20 protein-coding genes are annotated in these 18,871 nt (G+C 63.7%); 4 read left to right on the top strand and 16 right to left on the bottom strand.

Going from position 1 to position 18,871, the window contains the following annotated elements; translation table 11 throughout:
• Both ACERK3_09980 and ACERK3_09975 read right to left on the bottom strand, forming a co-directional pair.
• A complete protein-coding gene (locus ACERK3_09980; protein ID MFA9478623.1) occupies positions 1-531 on the bottom strand; it encodes an Rrf2 family transcriptional regulator in 531 nt (176 codons plus the stop codon).
• 253 nt (positions 532-784) lie between these two features.
• Positions 785-1,363 (bottom strand): response regulator, encoded by a 579-nt coding sequence (locus ACERK3_09975; protein ID MFA9478622.1) that lies wholly within the window; start codon positions 1,361-1,363, stop codon positions 785-787.
• Between the two features lie 297 nt (positions 1,364-1,660).
• Between ACERK3_09975 and argH the strand changes: the two genes are divergently transcribed.
• A complete protein-coding gene (gene argH / locus ACERK3_09970; protein MFA9478621.1) occupies positions 1,661-3,091 on the top strand; it encodes an argininosuccinate lyase in 1,431 nt (476 codons plus the stop codon).
• A gap of 19 nt (positions 3,092-3,110) precedes the next feature.
• Positions 3,111-4,760 carry an ATP-binding protein gene (locus ACERK3_09965; GenBank protein ID MFA9478620.1) on the top strand — a complete coding sequence of 550 codons (1,650 nt, stop codon included), beginning with the start codon at positions 3,111-3,113 and terminating at the stop codon, positions 4,758-4,760.
• Positions 4,761-4,961: 201 nt separating this feature from the next.
• On the opposite strand, the gene ACERK3_09960 is transcribed toward ACERK3_09965, so the two are convergent.
• Positions 4,962-5,159, bottom strand: a complete 198-nt coding sequence (locus tag ACERK3_09960) for a hypothetical protein (GenBank protein MFA9478619.1) — start codon at positions 5,157-5,159, stop codon at positions 4,962-4,964.
• Positions 5,160-5,375: 216 nt separating this feature from the next.
• A complete protein-coding gene (locus ACERK3_09955; protein ID MFA9478618.1) occupies positions 5,376-6,095 on the bottom strand; it encodes a glycosyltransferase in 720 nt (239 codons plus the stop codon).
• An 89-nt stretch (positions 6,096-6,184) separates the two neighbouring features.
• Here ACERK3_09955 and ACERK3_09950 point away from each other — a divergent pair, with 89 nt between their 5' ends.
• On the top strand, positions 6,185-6,412 hold the full coding sequence (locus ACERK3_09950) for a DNA-directed RNA polymerase subunit omega (protein MFA9478617.1): 228 nt from the start codon (positions 6,185-6,187) through the stop codon (positions 6,410-6,412).
• 54 nt (positions 6,413-6,466) lie between these two features.
• Positions 6,467-7,093 (top strand): flavoprotein, encoded by a 627-nt coding sequence (locus ACERK3_09945; GenBank protein MFA9478616.1) that lies wholly within the window; start codon positions 6,467-6,469, stop codon positions 7,091-7,093.
• 56 nt (positions 7,094-7,149) lie between these two features.
• Here ACERK3_09945 and ACERK3_09940 read toward each other — a convergent pair whose 3' ends face one another.
• The 12 genes from ACERK3_09940 to ACERK3_09885 form a co-directional block, all read right to left on the bottom strand.
• Positions 7,150-8,196: an N-acetylneuraminate synthase family protein gene (locus ACERK3_09940; protein ID MFA9478615.1), complete on the bottom strand. Its 1,047-nt coding sequence runs from the start codon at positions 8,194-8,196 to the stop codon at positions 7,150-7,152.
• Between the two features lie 72 nt (positions 8,197-8,268).
• Positions 8,269-9,207 carry a methylenetetrahydrofolate reductase [NAD(P)H] gene (gene metF, locus ACERK3_09935; protein MFA9478614.1) on the bottom strand — a complete coding sequence of 313 codons (939 nt, stop codon included), beginning with the start codon at positions 9,205-9,207 and terminating at the stop codon, positions 8,269-8,271.
• Between the two features lie 156 nt (positions 9,208-9,363).
• A complete protein-coding gene (locus ACERK3_09930) occupies positions 9,364-10,629 on the bottom strand; it encodes a porin (GenBank protein MFA9478613.1) in 1,266 nt (421 codons plus the stop codon).
• A 197-nt stretch (positions 10,630-10,826) separates the two neighbouring features.
• Positions 10,827-11,312 carry an acyl-CoA thioesterase gene (locus ACERK3_09925; GenBank protein MFA9478612.1) on the bottom strand — a complete coding sequence of 162 codons (486 nt, stop codon included), beginning with the start codon at positions 11,310-11,312 and terminating at the stop codon, positions 10,827-10,829.
• On the bottom strand, positions 11,305-11,655 hold the full coding sequence (locus tag ACERK3_09920; protein MFA9478611.1) for a gamma-butyrobetaine hydroxylase-like domain-containing protein: 351 nt from the start codon (positions 11,653-11,655) through the stop codon (positions 11,305-11,307). The genes ACERK3_09925 and ACERK3_09920 overlap by 8 nt, the downstream gene beginning before the upstream one ends.
• A gap of 152 nt (positions 11,656-11,807) precedes the next feature.
• The gene (locus ACERK3_09915) at positions 11,808-12,203 is read right to left on the bottom strand and encodes a DUF3568 family protein (GenBank protein ID MFA9478610.1); all 396 of its coding nucleotides are present in this window, start codon (positions 12,201-12,203) and stop codon (positions 11,808-11,810) included.
• A 50-nt stretch (positions 12,204-12,253) separates the two neighbouring features.
• A complete protein-coding gene (gene trpS, locus ACERK3_09910) occupies positions 12,254-13,327 on the bottom strand; it encodes a tryptophan--tRNA ligase (GenBank protein MFA9478609.1) in 1,074 nt (357 codons plus the stop codon).
• Between the two features lie 167 nt (positions 13,328-13,494).
• The gene (gene fliS / locus ACERK3_09905; protein MFA9478608.1) at positions 13,495-13,959 is read right to left on the bottom strand and encodes a flagellar export chaperone FliS; all 465 of its coding nucleotides are present in this window, start codon (positions 13,957-13,959) and stop codon (positions 13,495-13,497) included.
• Positions 13,960-14,069: 110 nt separating this feature from the next.
• The gene (locus ACERK3_09900) at positions 14,070-14,810 is read right to left on the bottom strand and encodes an SDR family oxidoreductase (protein ID MFA9478607.1); all 741 of its coding nucleotides are present in this window, start codon (positions 14,808-14,810) and stop codon (positions 14,070-14,072) included.
• A gap of 28 nt (positions 14,811-14,838) precedes the next feature.
• Positions 14,839-15,150, bottom strand: coding sequence for a hypothetical protein (locus tag ACERK3_09895; GenBank protein ID MFA9478606.1), 312 nt, complete (start codon positions 15,148-15,150; stop codon positions 14,839-14,841).
• Positions 15,151-15,327: 177 nt separating this feature from the next.
• Positions 15,328-16,170: a 6-carboxytetrahydropterin synthase gene (locus tag ACERK3_09890; GenBank protein ID MFA9478605.1), complete on the bottom strand. Its 843-nt coding sequence runs from the start codon at positions 16,168-16,170 to the stop codon at positions 15,328-15,330.
• A 209-nt stretch (positions 16,171-16,379) separates the two neighbouring features.
• The gene (locus tag ACERK3_09885; protein ID MFA9478604.1) at positions 16,380-18,692 is read right to left on the bottom strand and encodes an outer membrane protein assembly factor; all 2,313 of its coding nucleotides are present in this window, start codon (positions 18,690-18,692) and stop codon (positions 16,380-16,382) included.
• Between the last annotated feature and the right edge of the window lie 179 nt (positions 18,693-18,871).

Here is an 18,871-nt window from a genome sequence, read left to right as displayed (position 1 = left end):
TCAATCAGCGGCGGAAGAAGATTTCCCCGCCGACACGCCGTCGCTGTTGGGGTCGCCCGAGCCATCGCCCTGCGGTTCGAAGGCCGATCGGCCGACGCCTTGGCTCGTCAGCCAGCCGCGTGCACCATGCTCGAAGCGGGCGATCTCAGCCAGGGTAAGGCTGCGCAAATGCTGCTCAATGACGGCCCGCTGCTCGCGCCACATCGCATGCGCCGGGCACGCCCGCTCGTCAGAGCAGTCGCTCAGTCCCAGCAGGCAACGCGACTGCCACGGTCGGCCGTCGAGCGCTTCGACCACGTCCATGACGCTGATCGCCTCGGCCGGCCGCGCAAGGGTGAACCCACCGCCGAGCCCGCGCTTCGTGCGGATCATGCCCGCCCGACCAAGCGTGTGGAGAATCTTGGAAAGGTAAGGCTTGGGTACGCCGGTGGCCTTGGCGATCTGCACCCCGCCCCGCCACGCACCCTTGGGCGGCTCAAGACAGACCAGCGCCAACAGTGCGTATCCCACGGTTTGCGATAATGCGAGCATGGCCGACCTCCGCCGCAAGGTGATGATGTCAGCATGACCCGGTCGGCATCATGCGCCATCATTGGACTCATTACCCCGAAGATCTTGCCTTGCGCCTCTATATGCTACTATTCAAGACCTTTTTGTCAATAGTATTGATGACCAAAAGATCTTTATTGTGCCGTCGGTTACTCCTCTCTACGTGTGCGCATAAATAAAGCCCAGGCATGGCTATGCCTGGGCTTCGTGAGGATGTCGGTTTCCACCGGCCTGATCAGTAAACGATCGCGGTAGCTTCTTCGATGGCTTCGATCACCTGGCGCACGTGGAAGGGCTTTCGAAGGTAGCCGTCGAAGCCTTCCTGGATCAGGTGTTGCGACTGGCCGTCGGTGAGCTTGCCCGACATGGCGATGACCTTAGTCAACTGCAGGTCGTCGGTGCCGCGGACGAGCTTGAGCACATCCTGACCGCGAACGTCGGCCAGGTGCATGTCGACGAGGATCACGTGCGGGCGGTACTTCTCACACTCAAGACCGGCGGCGAAGCCGGTGTGGGCGGTGCGGACTTCATAGTTCGCCTGCTCGCCGAGCACTTTCTTGAGCACGTCGACGATTTCCGATTCGCCATCAACGATGAGTACACGCGTGTTACCGGACTGCAAACCGTCGAGCGGAATCTGATGCGCTTTCATGAAGCGGATCAGTGAGCTGACCGGGATGCGTCGGTCTTTGGAACCGGGAATGCGGTAGCCGCGCAGTTGGCCGGAGTCGAACCATTTACTAACGGTTCGCGGCGCGACGTTGCAGACTTTAGCGACTTCGCCGGTTGTAAGGATATCTTTCTGTCTTGGCATGATTGGTTACCTTTCTCCTGTACTCCTCGCCGAATACGTAGTTGCATTCGACAAGCGATTCATCGGCTTTTTGCGAAGCTCGATTAACCGCTACGACAGGAAAAAGCGCCATGCCTCGACCATCGGTCGGCAATGACGTGCTTGCGATTCATACGTTGGACCCCAGGTTGCTGGCATCGCGTTCGTGTTATTACCAAGCCATTCATCGGCTAACACTGCCGCAAGCCAACAATCAACATCGCGAGCAAACCATTATCGGACAAGCTTGTCCGCCCCCGCTGCCTTATACTGCTCGCCATGAGCAACCCCACCGCCGCCAAGCCATGGGAGCACGCCAAAGCCGGCGAAGGCTCCGCCGCCGACCCGCTCGCCACCCGCTTCGTCGCGTCGCTCGACTACGACCGCCGCCTTTACAAGCACGACATCCGAGGCTCGCTCGCCCACGCCCGCATGCTTCGCCACGTCGACCTGATCAGCGACGATGAACTGAAGCAGATCGAGCAAGGCCTCACCGACATCGAACGCGAAATCACCGAGCAAGGCGACGCTTGGCCCGGCTGGGACGAGTCGCTCGAAGACGTACACATGTGCGTCGAGGCAGCGCTGATCGCCAAGGTCGGCGACGCCGGTCGTAAGCTGCACACCGGCCGCAGCCGCAACGACCAGATCGCCCTAGACCTGCTGCTGTGGGTCGAAGAGGCCGCCGACGCGCTCACCGCGAAGTTCAACACGCTCAACAGCGCCTTCGTCACCCTCGCCGAGCGCGACGGTCGGTTTGTCATGCCCTCGTACACACACCTGCAACGCGCTCAGCCGATCGTCGTCGGCGGCGAGTTGCTCGCATGGGCTAGCGCGTTCGAACGGTGCAACCGTCGCCTTCGCGCGCTGGTCAACATCAACCGCCGCAACCCGCTCGGCTCGGGCGCGATCGCCGGCAGCTCGCTTCCGCTCGATCGCGAGCACACCGCCGCAGCGCTCAACGTCGGCCCGCCGAGCGACAACAGCCTCGACGCCACCGCCTCGCGCGATGCCGCCATCGACCTTGCTTATGCGCTGACGATGGCGTCCAACACCCTCAGCCGATGGGCCGAGCAGTGGATCCTCTACTGCACGACCGAGTTCGGCTTCGTCACACTCGACGGCCGATACACCACCGGCTCGTCGATGATGCCGCAAAAACAAAACCCCGACATGCTCGAACTGCTCCGCGGACGCAGCGGCGGCATCACCGGCCAGCTCGTCGCCCTGCTCACGATGACCAAGGGCATCACCATCGGCTACAACCGCGATCTCCAGGAAGACAAACGCTACCTCTTCGCTGCCTATGATTCGTGTTGTGACTGCCTCGACATCGCTGCGGGCATCGTCGCCACCGCGAAGTTCAACGAAAAGGCCATCGCCGCCGGCCTCAACCGCGGCTACCTCGACGCCACCTCGCTCGCCGACTACCTCGTCACCAAAGGCGTGCCCTTCCGCACCGCCCACCAGGTCGTCGGCAAGCTGGTGCAGACCTGCGAAGCCCAAGGCCTCGGCCAGCTCGCGAAACTTTCGCTCGAACAGTTCAACGACGCGTGTGGCGAACGAACCGTCGTCGACCAGGATGTGTATCAATGGCTCGGCGCTGCCAACGTGGTCAAGCGCTATCGCTCATCAGGCAACGGCGGACTCAGCGGCTTCGAGCAGCAGCTCAAGCAATGGAAGCAACGCCTCGGCCAGGATGACGGCTAACACGACGGAGTGATTGAACGTGCTCGTATTGACTGCCATTCAAGGGCCCGACAAGGGCCGACGCTTTGAACTGCCCGACTACGAGCCGCAGATGATCGGCCGATCGAGTGAGTCGCTGCCGCTTACCGATCAGACCATCTCCCGCCGACACGCCGAGCTCACGCCCGACGACGGCAAGTGGTTCATCCGCGACCTCAACTCCTCCAACGGCACGTTCGTCAACGGCGTCCGCGTTCGCAACCGCCGCGAACTCCGCCCCGGCGACCAGATCCGCACCGGCATGACCCTGCTCGTCTACGGCCAGGACATGATCCGCTCCGAAGCCGCCACCTCCCTCCGCATGGCGGAAAAGGGCGAAATTGGCGTCAACGTCGAACACACCGTCGCGAGCAACGACGACTCGATGATCATGGCCGTGCCCGAACCATCGCAGGCGGCCGTGTTCCAGCTCAAGGTCATCTACGAGCTGACCGCGCTCATCGGCTCCGTGACCGACCAGCAGGACCTGCTCGAACGGGTGATGAACCTCATCTTCGAGTACTTCCAGGCCGACCGCGGCTTCATCCTCCTCGCCGACCACCCCGACGCCGAGCCCACCCCCGTCGTCGTCCGCCACCGCGCCAACCCCGACAAGGCTGGCTCGACCGACTCGATCGCCATCAGCAAAACCATCGTCCGCTACGTCACCCGCAAAAACGTCGGCGTGCTCAGCTCCAACGCCATGAACGACGAACGCTTCGCCACCGGCGACAGCGTGCAGAACCTCGGCATCCGCTCAGCCATGTGCGTGCCCATCAAATTCAAAGACCGGCTCTACGGCGTCATCCAACTCGACAGCCAGATCGCCAACTACACCTACACCGAAGATCAACTCACCCTCCTCACCGCCATCGGCGTGCAGACCGGCCTCGCGCTGGCGAACCTCAACCACTACGCCGCCCGCCTCAAAGCCGAACGTCTCGCCGCCGTCGGCCAGACCGTCGCCTCGCTTAGCCACTCGATCAAAAACATCCTGCAAGGCCTCCGCGGCGGCGCGGATGTCGTCGAGCTCGGCCTGCGCAAGGCCAACATGAACCTCGTCAAGAACGGCTGGGAGATCGTCGCTCGAAACCTTGAACGCATCTACGAACTGACCATGAACATGCTCGCGTTCTCCAAGCAGCGAAAGCCCGAGTTAGAGATGGTCAACCTCGAAGCCGTGCTCACCGAAGCGATGACCCTCGTCCAGAAACAGTACGAAAACAAAAAAGTCGCGCTGATCAGCGATATGGCGCCCGACATGCCCCCCGTGCCCGCCGACCCCAGCGGCGTGCACCAGGCCGTGCTGAATCTGCTGAACAACGCACTCGACGCCGTCGAGCCCGACTCCGGTGTGGTCAGCGTGCGCGGCGAGTATGACGAAGAGCACGAGCAGGTTCGCCTTGTCGTCTCGGACAACGGCGAAGGCATGAGCCAGGGCACGGTCAGCCGACTGTTCGAGCCGTTCCACTCAACCAAGGGCATGCGCGGCACGGGTCTGGGCCTGGTCGTAATCAAGAAAATCGTCGAAGAGCATGGCGGCACCGTCACCGTCGACACGCAGCTCGGCCAGGGCACCACGTTCACCTTGACGTTACCCGCCAACCCCGAACGCATCCCCGCCTCCGCCGACACGCACGGCCCGTCATAAAATTACGCCGTTCGCCTCGGTGCAGGTTGCTTCGGACGGCTTCACATTTAGCCGCGGGCCTTGGCCCGCGCTTTCGGTTTATCGCGTTGTCGCAAGAATCGACAACCGGAAACCCCCAAAACGAAACGGCCTCGAATCGTTGAAGATTCGAGGCCGTCCCACCATGGCCCACCTCACGGCCCACGATCGTCGCGTGGCCGCTCAGACTGCTGTTCGCGTCACGACCGCCCGGTCGCCGCCTTCGCGGACCCAGCGGCTTTCCCTGCCGCGATGGCCCAGCACGTCCGTCAGCCGACGCAGATAGTTCTGCAACGCCCGCTCATCAAATTTCACCAGGTATTCGCTGGACACCGAGCGATTACGCTCCCGGATCGCCTCAATCATCTGCTGCTTGCTCATCGCGCGGGATACTCCTGCCGCCGCGGGTCTACCTCCATGCAGACGTCGCAGGCTGAGTCGTGGGTCAGCGCCTCCTCGCTGATCGGAATATGTCACATGGCCGATGCCATTCGGCTCCCGATCCATCGGCCGACTCGCCGCGCTGCCTTGAACGTGTAACTTCAGTGGACCCGCCCGATCGCCGATACCACGCGATGCGCCCCGTTCCGATCGCGCCTACTGCTCGCGCTGCCGACCGTACCACTGCTGCAAGCGGTCGCGCTTCTTCAGCACATATCCGAACGTCAGCACCGACAGCATCGCAAGCTTGATGTACGACCACAGCGACCACGTCTCAAACTTGCGCGAAGACGTCGTCACCGGCGAGCTGAGGATCACCATCCGCCCCTGCCGCTTGAGCGCCCCCGAAAGGTGAATCTCTTCCGACGCGTAAAACCGCTCGTCGAACCCGCCTGCCGCGTCGAACGCCTCGCGCGTCGCGAAGACGAAGCAGCCCGCCGCCCAGCGCATCACCCGCGAGGTCAGGTTCCACCAGCCCAGCCCCATCCGAACGCCCCAGGGCATGTCCACGTCGAACCGCACCACCGCCCCCCCTGCAACCGCCCCGGCGGCGCGGGCCTCGCGAAACGCCTCCATCACCGCCCGATCCAGCCGAGTGTCCGCGTCGAGAAACACCAGCCAGTCGCCCGCCGCCGCGGCCGCCCCGGCGTTGCGGACCGCTGCGATGTGGCGCAACTGCACCGACACGACAGCCGCCCCCTGCTCGCGGGCGACCGCTGCGGTGGCGTCCGTGCTGTCGTCGTCGACGACGATGACCTCGTAAGGCTCATCGAGCGCCGCCGCCGCCTCGTGGATCGACGCGATCGCCTCGCCGAGCAAGGCCTGCTCGTTGTGGGCCGGAATGATGAACGAAATCGTCGGCTTGTCCATTGTCATGGCGACGGTTATACTACCCAATTCGCCGTAAACCCCCCGGCGTCGGCACGAACCCGGCCCCCGGGCCCCCCACCGGAGAGACGATTCCGATGATTGAAGCGCTTAAAGACGATAAAGTTGTCAACGCCATGGGTGGCCGATTCAAATTTACCGCTCTGGTGCAGCACCGCATCCGCGAGTTGATGGACGGCGCCCGCCCGCTGGTCGAGCGTGCCGGCCGCAACGACTTCGAGATCGCCGTGCAGGAAATCGTCGAAGGCAAGATCAGCCTCGAACTCGCGCCGGAAGAAGACGGCGACGCCGACGAAGCGAAGTAACGCCCCTTCGAATCGCCCCTTTGCACATACCAGACCACTGCGGAGGCCTCGCGCATGCCCGCCGGCCCATCCGAACCTGACCGTCGGCAGCCCGGCTCGCCGCCGGCGAACGATGCCGCCGCGCCCACCCCGCTGGCCGACCGCCGCATCGCCGTCGCGCTCTCCGGCGGGATCGCCTGCTACAAGTCGGCCACCCTCGTCAGCCGACTCGCCCAGGCCGGTGCCGACGTGCGCGTGCTCATGACCGACGCGGCGACCCGCTTCGTCACCCCCTTGACCTTCCAGTCGCTGTCCGGCAAGCCGGTGCTCACGAGCATCTGGCAAAGCGATGACATGCCCGACTCGCAACACGTCGGCGTCGCCCGCTCGTGTGAGCTGCTCGTCATTGCGCCCGCCTCAGCGGACCTGATCGCGAAGCTCGCCGCCGGCCTCGCGAACGACGTGGTCTGTCTCGTCGCCGCCGCGCTGCCGCGCGAGACGCCCGTGCTGCTTGCCCCGGCCATGAACGCCCAGATGTGGGAAAGCCCGATCACTCAACGGAACCTCGCCACACTGCGCGATCTGCTCGGCTGGCAGACGGTCGGCCCCGACACCGGCTGGCAGGCCTGCCGAACCATGGGCGCCGGTCGCATGAGCGAAGCCGAAACCATCTTCGACGCGGTCTGCAAACAGCTCGCCTGACACCCCACGCCACGCCCTTAAGCACCCTGTTTAGCCCCCCCGCCCACGCGGGGGGCCTACGCCAGATCGTCTGCCAGCAGCAGGTCGTTCGCTCGCACGGGGCGGGCCAACCGTCGGCCGATCGTCTCCATCAGCACCGCGGCGGGCAGGCCCGTACCGGGACGCTTGATGGTGAGATCCTCGCGCGTAAGCACATGATCGGCCGGCAGGTCGCGCGTGGCGCACAGACTCTGTCGAGACACCTGCCGAACGTCGTTCTCAATGGAAAGTACGGCCTTGCAGCGCGGGCCCGTCATGGTCGCCGCCTGCCGAGCGAGGCGGACATACTCGGCGAACGTGTCAGGCTCAAGACTCACCGCATGATCCGGGCCCACGGCAGCGCGGTCGTACGTGACATGCTTCTCCAGCACGACCGCACCGCTGGCGACGGCGAGAGCACCGGTATGCGTGTCCGGCGTATGGTCGGAATAGCCGACCGGTATATCGCCGAACTGCGTCGCCAGCGCGGCAATACCGCCGAGCGCCGCGGCGTCGGTGGGCGTCGGATAGCTGGAGACGCATTGCATGATGCAGCCGCCTGCCGAGTGCGTTCGCAGCAACTCGACCGTCGCGGTCAGCTCCGCCAGCTCACATGTCCCGGTCGAGACGAGCATCGGCACGCCGAGGTTGGCCGACTCGCGCAGCAGCGGCAGGTTCACCGCGTCGGGCGATGCAATCTTGACCGCGTCGACCTCCAGCGATGCCAGGTCCGCCACGTCTGCGAGGCTGAACGGCGTGACGACAAACTTCAGCCCCGCTGCCCGCGCCGCGTCGCGGATGATCCGCATCTCGTCCACGCTCAGCACCAGCGAGCGCAACAGCGCCGCCGCATCGTCCGCCTTCCCCGTCTGATAGTCGGCGAGCAACGCCTGATTCGACAGCAAACGGTCCGGCTCAAAACGTTGAAGCTTGATCGCATCCGCGCCCGCCGACTTCGCGGCCCGCGTCAGCTCGAGCGCGCGATCGACCGAACCGTCATGGTTCACGCCCAACTCGGCAAGCAGCCAGACGCGCGGCGGCGCGGTGGTCGTGGCAGGTCCAAACCAATCAGATACTTGAGGCATGAGCACATAGTAACGAAGCCCACGGATTGAATCCGTGGGCTTTACGTTGGTCGTGTGCGTATGGCAAGTCGCTTAGCCGTTGGCGAGCGCTTCGCTGTCCGGCACGCCGAGGTTCTGGTAGATCTGCCGCGTCGCGTCGGACTTGTTGAGCGTGTAAAAGTGAATGCCGCGCACCTGGTTGTCGATCAGGTCACGGCATTGCTCGGTCGCCCAGTGCACGCCAACGCGTTTGACCGCCTCGGCGATCTCCGTGTCGCTGCCTTGCGAGGTCGCGCGGTTGATCGCCCGCAACAGGGGTGCGGGGAAGCGCGAGCCCGCAGCGAGGTCGCCCATCCGGCGCATGCCCTTCGCGCTGGTGATGGGCATGATGCCCGCGATGATGGGCACGTGAATGCCCGCCAGTTCGCAACGCTCGCGGAAGTCGTAAAAGTCGCGGTTGTCGAAGAAAAGCTGCGTGCAGATGTAGTCCGCCCCCGCGTCGACCTTGGCCTTGAGATGGTCCATCTCGTCGAGGCGGTTGGGCGTGGCGGGGTGGCCTTCGGGGAAGCCTGCCACGCCAATGCCGAAGCCGCGCGGGTCGGTGTGCTTGCCCGACTCGTTGAACTTGCGGATGAACGCGACCAGGTCCGCGGCGTGGTGAAAGTGGTCCTGGCTGCGGTCCCAGTCGGCCTTGTCGCGCGGCGGGTCGCCGCCAAGCGCGAGAATGTTGCCGATGCCCTCGTCAGCGTACCGCTCGAGAATCTCGCGAATGTCATCTTCCTGATGGCAGACGCAGGTCAGGTGCGGCACGGGGTCGAGGCTGGTGGTCTTCTTCACGCGGGCGACCAACTCGTGGGTCAGCTCGCGCGTACCGCCGCCGGCCCCGTAGGTGACGGAGACAAAAGCAGGCTTGAGGGCCTCCAGCTCGGTAATCGACTCGTACAACCGCTCGGCTGTCTCGGGCGTCTTCGGCGGAAAGAACTCAAACGAGAAGGTCGTCGGCGTAGCGGCAAAAATGTCACGTATATGCATAGTATTCATCCTAACATCCGGATAAGCAGATGTTAGCGAGTTAGCTGCCACGGTCAACCCCCGCGCCCCCCTGGCCGGGTTGGGCGCAAAAAAAGGGCGTCCCGTGAAGCTGGTCACGGGCCGCCCTCTGCGTGGCATGAGACGCGTGATGCTGAATTAGAAGAGCAACTGGAACTGTGTCCGCCAGACGACCTGGTTCTTTTCGCCGGGCGCGTCAGTGAGCAGGCCAAGGCCGCCGCTGCCGCCTGCGAAGCCGCTGAGCGAGTCAAGTGCCCAGACGACGTCGGTGGTGAGCTTGGCGTTGTGGCCGCGGATGAACCAGTTCAGGCCCGCGGTGACCAGGTCAACGTTGTGCGCGTTGCGGTCGTTGTCGGGCCGGATGTGCTCATAGCGGACAAACGGCTGGAACGTGTCGTTGATCGTGTAGCCGGCTTGCGCGAGAAAGCCGTAGTCGTCGAACTTGGGCGCGTCGTTTTCGGTGCGCGTCGCATGTCGGCCGACGACGGCGGCGAAGACGGAGAGGTTTTCCATGTACCAGGACGCGTCGGCGGTCCATGAGAAGAAGTCTTTTTCGTCGTCCCACTGGGTCGTGCGATTCTGTTCCCAGTGCGCGGCACCACCGATGAACAGGCCCATCGGGTCATCGGTGTAGCCGGCGAAGTGGCGGTACTGGCCCCAGTCGCCCATGATTTTGTACTCGGCTCGGCCGGTGAGGGCGATGCGCGCCGCGTTGCCGTCGACACCCGTGTTGAAGTCGCTCAGCCCCGCGTCGAAGCCGTTGTGCACCATACCATTGACGCGAAGATCATCCATCGGTCGATAGGCGAGCTGGATGCCGGTCGATCGGCCTTGCGCGAAGAGGTTGTTCACATACGAGCGTTCGACCGCAAGCTGTCGGCCGGAGCTGTGCAGGTCTTCCTTCCAGAACGGCGCTTTCATGCGACCGACCTGAAGCGACAGTTGATCATTGATCTTGTAGCCGACGTACAGGTCGGCGATCGCGCCCCGGCCGTCCTGTCGGCGGACCTCGGTCTGCACGCGATAGGTGAAACGCGGGTCGCCCACATGGCCGGAGAAGGTCAACCGCGTGCGGCGGTGCTGAAAGCTGCTGGTCGAGTCGTAGCCTTCGTCGGGATCGTTGCGGAGGTTCAGGTAGTAACGAAGCTGAACCTGCCCGCCGATGTTCATGCGAAACTTGTTGTCCTCGCTGGCGAGGAAGAAGCTGCCATCATGCCCGGCCGTGAGGGGGAAGGCGTTGTCCTGCCGCTGTGACGCCGGCAGATCGTTGCGCAGCTCGGCGACTTCCGCCCGCAGCTCGGCCAGCTCCGCGCGGAGCTGATCGTCGGCCAACGCCGACACCGGCCCAATCAGGCCAAGCGCCAGCGCGCCCAGCGATACCATCCCTGCTTGTTTGCTTCTCATCAATCGGACTCCTAAAGGGTTTGGACAGAAACACTGCTTCACGATTCATACAGAACACATCCCCCGGCACACCTGAAAAAGATGCGCGGCAGAATACGTGCCCCGTATGAGCCGATGGTTAGTTACGCGTAAACACCGCGCTAATAAACCAAATGTTGCTAATAAATCGGCCCGGATGGCGGTGACGCTCTACAAATTCAGATGTGATCCGACCCCGTGTCGACTGACTGCTGAAAGGCCTCAATCATCTCCGCAGGGATTCGGCGGGGACGACGGCGGGCGATGTCCATGAAAACCCATCGCGTCATCGCCCGCACCATCACCACGCCGTCGCTCAACCGCAACACCTGATGTCGACGCTCCGCGTTGAACTTCGCCATCGCCTTCGGCCACGTCGCCACCACCAGCCGATCGCCCGCGAGCGCTTCGCCGAGGTAGTCGATCTCATGCCGACGCACCACAAAGCTCGCGCCCATTTCCTGATAGCGCGCCCAGTCGTATCCCACCGCGCACGAATGCGCGTACGCCGCGTCGTCCATCCAGCGCGGATAGACCGCGTTGTTCACATGTCGCTGACGATCGCAGTCGGCGTCCGTCACCGTCACCAGCTGCACGAACGGCCGAGGCACGTCCAACGGCAGCGGATCGCCCGCATCCGTGCGCAGCGTCGCCGGATCAATCATCGCCCGGCTCCGGTTGATCGGGGTCGATCTCACGCAGGTATTGCCACGAATAAATGCCCGTATCGTGGCCATCAGAAAAACGCACGCGCAGCGCGTAGTTGCCCACCAGCTCGACACCCTCCGCGATCAGCGGCCCGCCCGTACCGCCGGCCGAGGTCGGCAGCACCGCCAGCGGATTCTTGCGCATCTCTTCGCGCAACTCCCTCGCGTCGGCCGAGGGCGACATTCGCCGAAGGTAGTCGATCGGATACACCGACACCCGCCCGTCAGACCAGTGCAGGGTCAGCGCAGTGTCCTTCTTCAGATCGATATGTTTCGGTCGCAGGGGAGCTGGATCGCTCATGGCGTACCATCAAAGCCTTCGTTCGTTTCGTTCGGCGCGAAGCGCCCTGTTTAGCCCCCGCGCCAACGCGGGGGCGCTGCCGGGGATGCCCCGCCATCGGCGGCGGGGCTAAACGCGGCACTCGGATTGAACCGCGCTAAGCGCTGCCCCACTCACTCCAGCCGATTCACAATGCGACGATAAAGCTCGTTGCTCAGCTGCTGATCACCGAACGAACCGATGCGGACGCGCAGCTGACTCGTCTGCTCGTCTTCGTAAGGAAAGACCGTGATGCGAACCATTCGGCCGGTCGACGTTCGCCCAGGCAATACGTGGGCCCCTTCGCGCAGCTCCACTTCGCCGATGTCCATCTGCATCAACGCCATGACCGACTCGGCGGCTTCGATGACACTATCCACATCCGCTCGCACGTCGCCCTGCGTGGCCTGGCGCGTATACGTCACGTTTTCGCCTGGCAGTTCCGACGTCATCGGCGTCGCGCAGCCGACCGCCAGCGTCATCGCCATCAACAAGCACACACTCGCCATGCTTCGCAACTGTCGCATCATCGTGTCTCCATCCCGCCGGGCCGCGCAAGCGCGGGCCGGGGCACGTTGTTTCAGAATTCCAGCTTACGGTCCAGAAAGTCAAACTTCATCGCCGCCTTCGCCGCCGCCAGCGTCTGCTCCGCCACGACGTTGGCCCGACGCGTGCCGTCACGCAGAACGTCGAGCACCTTGTCAGGGTCGGCCTCAAACTCGGCACGCCGCTGACGCATCGGCTCGAGCAGTTCGTTGATCACGTCGGCCAACCGCATTTTACACTCGCCGTCGCCGACCTTCCCTTCACGGTAGCGGGCCTTCATGTCCTCGACCTCGGCCTTGTCGGGGTTGAACGTGTCGTGGTATTCCCACAGCGGGTTGCCCTCGATCACGCCAGGCGAGTCGGCGGCCATGCGACCCGTAAAAATGCGGCCACACTTTTTCTTCACCTGCTTGGGCGTGTCACTTAAAAAGATCGCATTGTTCAGCGACTTGCTCATCTTCGCCTTGCCATCAATCCCCGACAGCCGCGAGACACGCCCCATCTTCGCTTCGGGGATCGGGAACACGCCCTGTTCCGCGTGGGCCTCGTCGCCCGCCTGCGGGTTGACGCCTGCGTAGACGATGTTGAACCGTCGGGCGACTTCGCGCGTCATCTCGATGTGCGGAATCTGATCTTCGCCGACCGGCACGGCGTTGGCGCGGAACGCGAGGATGTCCGCGACCTGACCCACCGCGTACATCGGGAACCCGAAGCTGTAATGATCGCCCAGGCCCTTCAGCTCGATTTCAGTCTTGAGCGTCGGGTTTCGCATCAGCCGATTGAACGGCAGGAGCATCGCAAAGTACCAGGTCAGCTCGGCAATGGCGGGCACTTCGCTTTGCAGGAAGATCACCGACTGCTGCGGGTCGATGCCGGCGGCGAGGTAGTCCATGGTGATCTGGAACACGTCCTCCCGCACGGCCGCCGACTCTTCCGCCCGCGTGGTCAGGGCGTGAACGTTGGCGATGATGAAAAAGCAGTCGTACTCGTACTGCGCCTGCACGCGATGTTCGACCGACCCGACCCAGTGGCCGAGGTGCAGTCGGCCGGTGGGCGTATCGCCGGTGAGGATGCGCGGGCGGATTGACGTTACTTCAGCAGTGGACATAGCCGCACTGTTGTATCGCAGTGAAGGCGGGAATGCCAGCGAAGGTTGAAGTTTCGAGTTCCGAGTTTCCAGTTTCGCGTTGACGCGCGGTCCGCCCACAGCCTCTCAATGCGAGACAAACCGATGGTCCCCAACTCAAAACTCAAAACCAGAAACTCGAAACTGACTCACGCGCTATGCGACAACCGCCCGAGGACGCCATCACCCGTGCCGGCGGCGTAAGGGTTGACGGACGGTGGCGTGGGGGTGTCGTCGCCCACTGCGGCCTTGCGGATCACCATCTGCCACGTCTCCCGCTCATACTCGATCAGGCGGATCGCCTCGTCGATCGCATCAAGGTCGCGCGTCGTGTTCGCGTCGACCAGCCGACGGTAGATGTAGGTGTACAGCGCTGCCAGCCGTTTGCAAAGCTCCGGGTCCGCGTCGTGCTTGAGGCTGCTCGACAGTTCGAGCACGATCTTCTGCGCCCGGCTGAGGGCGGTGTAGCTGCCTTCAAAATCCTGTCGGCCGATGGCGTCACGGCCCTGGCGACAGAACTTGATTGCTCCGTCGTAGAGCATCAGCCGAAGCTGCTCGGGCGACGCGGTCATGATCTTCGTTCGCAGGTACGGATTGGTGGCCGGTGCGGGCATGGCGACGAGTAACCCCTCTGACGATGCGGTTTATCGATCCCCACTGGTATCGGTCAAGGGATTGCCCGACCATTAGCGCCACGCGAGGGGCCGATAAGGTACGCCCCTGCTCACTTGAGCAGCCGACCGCCGTCGATGCGGATTACCTGCCCCGTGCAGTAATGCGCATCACACACGAGAAACCGCACCGCCTCCGCCGCGTCCGCCGGCGTGCCAGCCCGACCAAGCGGCACACGCGCGAGGTACTGCTGCCGCTGCTTCTCATCAAACTCTTCCGCCCACGCCACCACGCCCGGCGCGATCGCGTTCACCGTCACCCGCGGAGCCAACTCCACCGCAGCGCTGGTGGTGATCTCAAGCAGCGCCGCCTTCGACGCGGAGTAGGCGATATAGCCGGGCATCGGCTCGCCCATGACGTGAATGTCGACGAAGTTCACCACGCGCCCGGTCGTGGCCGGGTCGTCCTCGTCCCAGTTGTCCGCCAGCATTGATGCAAACGCCCGCATCAGCAGCAGCGGCCCGCGCGCGTTGACCGCCTGGAAGCGGTCGTAGTCGTCCGCGTCCACCTGCCACAGTCGGCAGGGCCAGAAGATCGCCGCATTGTTGATCAGTGCATCTAACCGATCGAAATGTCGCTCGAACTGCTTATAGACCTGCTCGCCGACGTCGCGCTGTTCGAGGTCGGCCCGGATTGCCACCGCTTGCCGACCCATCGCGCGAATCTCATTCACCACCTCCGCCGCCGCGTCGCTACTCGAACGATAGGTGATCGCCACATCCATCCCGCACTCGGCCAGCCGCAGCGCGACCGCTCGGCCGACGCGCTTCGCCCCGCCCGTGACCAGCGCCACGCGCCCTGTCATCGAAGTCGTTGACCCCTCACCGTTGTGGCCGGTCATCGTCGTCGTCCCCCTCGGCTGGCATATCAATGTCATCGCCGGGGTCATCGTCGTCCTGATGCCGACGCCCCGACTCGGCCCACGCGTCCGCCGACGCCTCCGCCGCCTCACGTCGGGCGCGGTTGTGCGGCTGGCTCGCCCGCAATTGTCGTCCCTGCTCCAGCAGCTTCTCCCGTCGCCCCTGGTTCCGCCACGACGACAGCAGCGCGAGAATCACCCCCATGCCGATGACGCCCAACGCCAACACCAGCACCCCAAGCCAGATCAGTCGTACCCCATCTTCCGGCAACATGCCCCGATTGTAGCCACCTCCAGATGAATGTGGGATGTGGGATCGCGGATGTGAGGACTCCCCCAAGCCGAGGGCTGAGAAGCGCAGCGCCGAAGCCCCGGATCGAGGGGAATTTCTAATTTCTAATTGCTGATCGCTAATTGGGCCCCCCACGCCGACGCAATCAGCGATGAGAAATCAGCAATTAGAAATTCCGTCGCCCGGCCCGCGATACGTGCACACCGTCTTCTCCGTCTCCCACACGCGCACTTCCTCAAGCACCACGGCCCCCTCCGCCGGCCCGAGTGGGCCCACCGCCGACGCGAGCATCTGCCAGATCACCTGCGAGATATGTTCCACCGACGGGTTGAGGTCCTTAAACGCGGGCACGTCGTGGTTCAAGTGCTTGTGGTCCAGCTTGTCGATGACATGCCGAGCGACTGTCTGGTCGAGTTCGTCGACATCGAGCACGCGGCCGCCGGGGTCGATCGGCGCTCGCACCGCGACCTCCAGCCGATAGTTGTGGCCGTGGCCCGCGGGGTTGTTGCACTTGCCGAACACCTCGCGATTTTCTGCATCGCTCAGTTCGGGCACGTGCAGCCGATGTGCCGCGGAAAATTCGTACTGCTGACGCACAATCACATGTTCCATATCATCACTCCGGATCGATAAAGCGTAGCGCGGCGTCAGGTGCAACGTCAGCTCGGCGACCGTGTCGCGCAACGGCTCGTAAAGCTGGTTGACCATCCGCTGCATCAGCTCGCCCATCGGGATCGCCGACGCCGGCGTCGGACCGGTCAGCAGCCCCGCCAGGTCGGGCAACGCATATTCGCGCACCGCTTCGTCGATGTGCTTGATGTTCAGAAAGTAGCCGGTCTGCGGGTCGGCCTCGCCGCGACAGGTCACGCTGATCTCGTAATACCGCCCCAGCCCGCGCATCGCCGGCCAGGCCGAATACGTGTTGTCTTTCGCGCTGGCCCAGATCGATGGGTCCGCCGCCTCATCCAGGCAAAACCGTACCGTGCGGGTGAGTTCGAGCATCTCAACAGAATAACGCTTCGCAAGGCGGGATGAAAAATAAAACGTCAGCCGACGCGTGGAAATGCAATCACCACGAAGACACGAAGGTCACGAAGGCAACACGAAGAAAATCAAAAGAAAACTTTCTCCTTCGTGCCCTCTTCGTGATCTTCGTGTCTTCGTGGCAACCCGCTCTACCATCAAAGCCGCTCAAGCGAATACAAAGCGACTTACTGCAACGGCAGCGAGATGTCGAAGCTGATGATCTGCCGTTGATCGCCAGGCTCGCGCATCACCGGGTAGGCGAAGTCGATCGCGAACGGCGCTTGCCCCACAAACGGCACCATGATGCGGATGCCCGCACCCACCGACGCTCGCCACTCGCCGAAGCCCGGGCTGTCGCGGACCGTGCCCATGTCCGTGAACACCACGCCCGACAGCGTGCCGATGTGCTCACCCGGTGCAGGCGTGCCCAGCAGCGGGAACTGGTACTGTGCGCCGGTGAGGAACATGAACTCGCCGCCGACCGCGCGCCGCGAGGGGTCGCCCGTGTCGGCTCGAATGCCGCGCGGCCCGACGCCGCGGAAATCAAAGCCGCGGAACGTGCGATGCCCACCCGCGTAAAACGTCTCAAACACCGGAGCACGATCTTCGTCGAAGATGTAGCCCGTCTCCGCCCGCACACTCAGCACGCTGCGTCGGCCGAAGAAGTCTTCGTCGATAGTGAAAAACTGCCGCCAGCTCGCAGTGGCGCGCGTGAAATTAAAGTCACCACCCAGCGCCCCCACCCGTTCAACGCCGAGCTCGATCAGGCTGCCGCTGGTCGGGTAAAAGACGCTGTCGGTCGTGTCACGATCCAGCGACAGGCCCAACGCAGTCAGGGCGCTATACCCTTCGACGCCGAAGACGGCCGTGGGCGCGTCGGGCTCGATGTCGTTGATCCGAACTTCCTGCCCACGTGCCCGCACCGAGCCAGACCAGATATCACCGAACCGCCTGCCGAGCCCGAGCGATCCGCCGACGCGCCGTTCGTCATAATCGATCCGCCGACGCGAAAAGTAGAACACGTTCGTGTCGAGGAAAAAGTCGCTTTCCATCAGGTACGGCTCGCGGAAGCTCACCGAATACTGGCTCGCCTGACTGCCCGGTTGAAGCGAAATCTGGAAGTACTGACCCGCCCCGCGAAACGCCCGGCCGGAGATAAACTCGTCAAACGTCGTCGGCGGGTTGGCGATGTCAAAGTTGCGCTGCGTCAGGTCAATCGCACCGATCAGGCCCAGGTCCGAGCTGACACCCGCGCCGATGTTCAGCGAGCCGGTCTGCTGCTCCTGCACTTCAATCAGCACGTCGCGCATCTCGTCGCCAGGATCGCCCAGCACGGTCACCGTGCCGCCGGCGAACAGCGAGCTCCGGCGCAGCCGACGCTCCGTCTCCTGCACACCCGAACGGTCGAACGGCCGACCGGGACGCATGCCACGCACCTGTCGAAGCGCCACATTGTCCTTCGTCACTTCATTGCCGCGAAGCGTCAGCCGACCCACCATCGCGGGCAGGCCTTCGTCGATCTCCACCAGCAGGTCGACCCTCGGTTCGTCCTCGTGAAACAGGCGGGTGATGGCGATGTCCGTCTCGATGAAACCCAGCCTGCCATAGAGGTCTTCAAGGGCCCGCCGCGACTGCGTCGCCTGCTCGGCCGAGTAGACGCTGCCGCGCTCCAGCGTCATGTTGCGAACGATCTGCTCATCGGGGAACAGCTCGTTGCCCTGCACGCGGATGTTTTCAACGATGTAGCGCGGGCCTTCTTCAACAAGAAAGTGCACGCGTGCGTCGCGCTGGTCCGGCGAGATGGCGATCCGCCTGCCGACCTGTGCATCGAGATAGCCACGCTGCTGGTAAAACTCGCGAACGCGCGACGCATCGAGGTCGAGTTGCTCGCGGTTCAGCTCGCCCCGCCGAAAGATCGGCAGCCAGGTCTGCGTTTCGATTTCATTGCGAAGCTGCCGCGTGGGGTACGCCTCATTCCCCTCAAAGCCCAGCCGACGCAGCCGAACGCGCGGCCCCTCGCGTACGCGGAAGACCAGCGCACGCTCTTCGCCGAGCAGTTCCTCGTCGACTTCCACTTCCGCGGCGTAGTAGCCCGCGTCTTCATACTCTTCCATGATCCGCTGCCGACCGCGGTCGATCAGGAACGGATCAATCGGATCGCCCCGCTGTAGCCGAACGAGCCTGAGCAGTTCCTGGTCGTTCAACGCGCGGTTGCCCACCACCTGCACCGCCTGCAGCAGCGGATGCTCCTCCAGCACGTAACGCAGCACGATCGTGTTTTCGTCCGTCGGCTCGATCTGCGACCGCACGGTGCTGAACCGCCCGAGATGATTGATACGCACGATGTCCTGCTCGACCGTTCGCGGGTCGTAAGGCTCACCGACCTCCGAGCGGATCTGGTTGCGCACGAGCTGCTCGGCCACCTGCTCCAGACCGACTACCTCGATCTCCGCGATCGGCCGACCGGCGGCGTCCACCTGCCCGGCGGCGGAATTCACGCATACCATCGACAGCCAAATGGCCGCGAGGCAACACAACCCTGTCTGACAAAAGAAACGCTTCGAGCGCAAGATCAGCTCCCTGCAAGGCATGGCGGCCAGCGCGTGCCGGCCGCAATCGGGCTGCCGAGTTTACTCGAAATCCCTAGCCCGCACAGGCTGCCCCCCACCCCCACAAA

The organism is Phycisphaerales bacterium AB-hyl4, assembly GCA_041821185.1.
GTDB lineage: Bacteria > Planctomycetota > Phycisphaerae > Phycisphaerales > Phycisphaeraceae > Natronomicrosphaera > Natronomicrosphaera hydrolytica.
The sequence above is the reverse complement of the archived record's forward strand: the minus strand, read 5'-3'. Positions and strand labels throughout refer to the sequence as shown.

Excerpts from the sequence above, each read along its gene's own strand:
- ACERK3_09980 (MFA9478623.1), bottom strand. The coding sequence starts at position 531 with ATGCTCGCATTATCGCAAACCGTGGGATACGCACTGTTGGCGCTGGTC.
- ACERK3_09975 (MFA9478622.1), bottom strand. The coding sequence starts at position 1,363 with ATGCCAAGACAGAAAGATATCCTTACAACCGGCGAAGTCGCTAAAGTC.
- argH (MFA9478621.1), top strand. The coding sequence starts at position 1,661 with ATGAGCAACCCCACCGCCGCCAAGCCATGGGAGCACGCCAAAGCCGGC.
- ACERK3_09960 (MFA9478619.1), bottom strand. The coding sequence starts at position 5,159 with ATGAGCAAGCAGCAGATGATTGAGGCGATCCGGGAGCGTAATCGCTCG.
- ACERK3_09955 (MFA9478618.1), bottom strand. The coding sequence starts at position 6,095 with ATGACAATGGACAAGCCGACGATTTCGTTCATCATTCCGGCCCACAAC.
- ACERK3_09950 (MFA9478617.1), top strand. The coding sequence starts at position 6,185 with ATGATTGAAGCGCTTAAAGACGATAAAGTTGTCAACGCCATGGGTGGC.
- ACERK3_09945 (MFA9478616.1), top strand. The coding sequence starts at position 6,467 with ATGCCCGCCGGCCCATCCGAACCTGACCGTCGGCAGCCCGGCTCGCCG.
- ACERK3_09940 (MFA9478615.1), bottom strand. The coding sequence starts at position 8,196 with ATGCCTCAAGTATCTGATTGGTTTGGACCTGCCACGACCACCGCGCCG.
- metF (MFA9478614.1), bottom strand. The coding sequence starts at position 9,207 with ATGCATATACGTGACATTTTTGCCGCTACGCCGACGACCTTCTCGTTT.
- ACERK3_09930 (MFA9478613.1), bottom strand. The coding sequence starts at position 10,629 with ATGAGAAGCAAACAAGCAGGGATGGTATCGCTGGGCGCGCTGGCGCTT.
- ACERK3_09925 (MFA9478612.1), bottom strand. The coding sequence starts at position 11,312 with ATGATTGATCCGGCGACGCTGCGCACGGATGCGGGCGATCCGCTGCCG.
- ACERK3_09920 (MFA9478611.1), bottom strand. The coding sequence starts at position 11,655 with ATGAGCGATCCAGCTCCCCTGCGACCGAAACATATCGATCTGAAGAAG.
- ACERK3_09915 (MFA9478610.1), bottom strand. The coding sequence starts at position 12,203 with ATGATGCGACAGTTGCGAAGCATGGCGAGTGTGTGCTTGTTGATGGCG.
- trpS (MFA9478609.1), bottom strand. The coding sequence starts at position 13,327 with ATGTCCACTGCTGAAGTAACGTCAATCCGCCCGCGCATCCTCACCGGC.
- fliS (MFA9478608.1), bottom strand. The coding sequence starts at position 13,959 with ATGCCCGCACCGGCCACCAATCCGTACCTGCGAACGAAGATCATGACC.
- ACERK3_09895 (MFA9478606.1), bottom strand. The coding sequence starts at position 15,150 with ATGTTGCCGGAAGATGGGGTACGACTGATCTGGCTTGGGGTGCTGGTG.
- ACERK3_09890 (MFA9478605.1), bottom strand. The coding sequence starts at position 16,170 with ATGCTCGAACTCACCCGCACGGTACGGTTTTGCCTGGATGAGGCGGCG.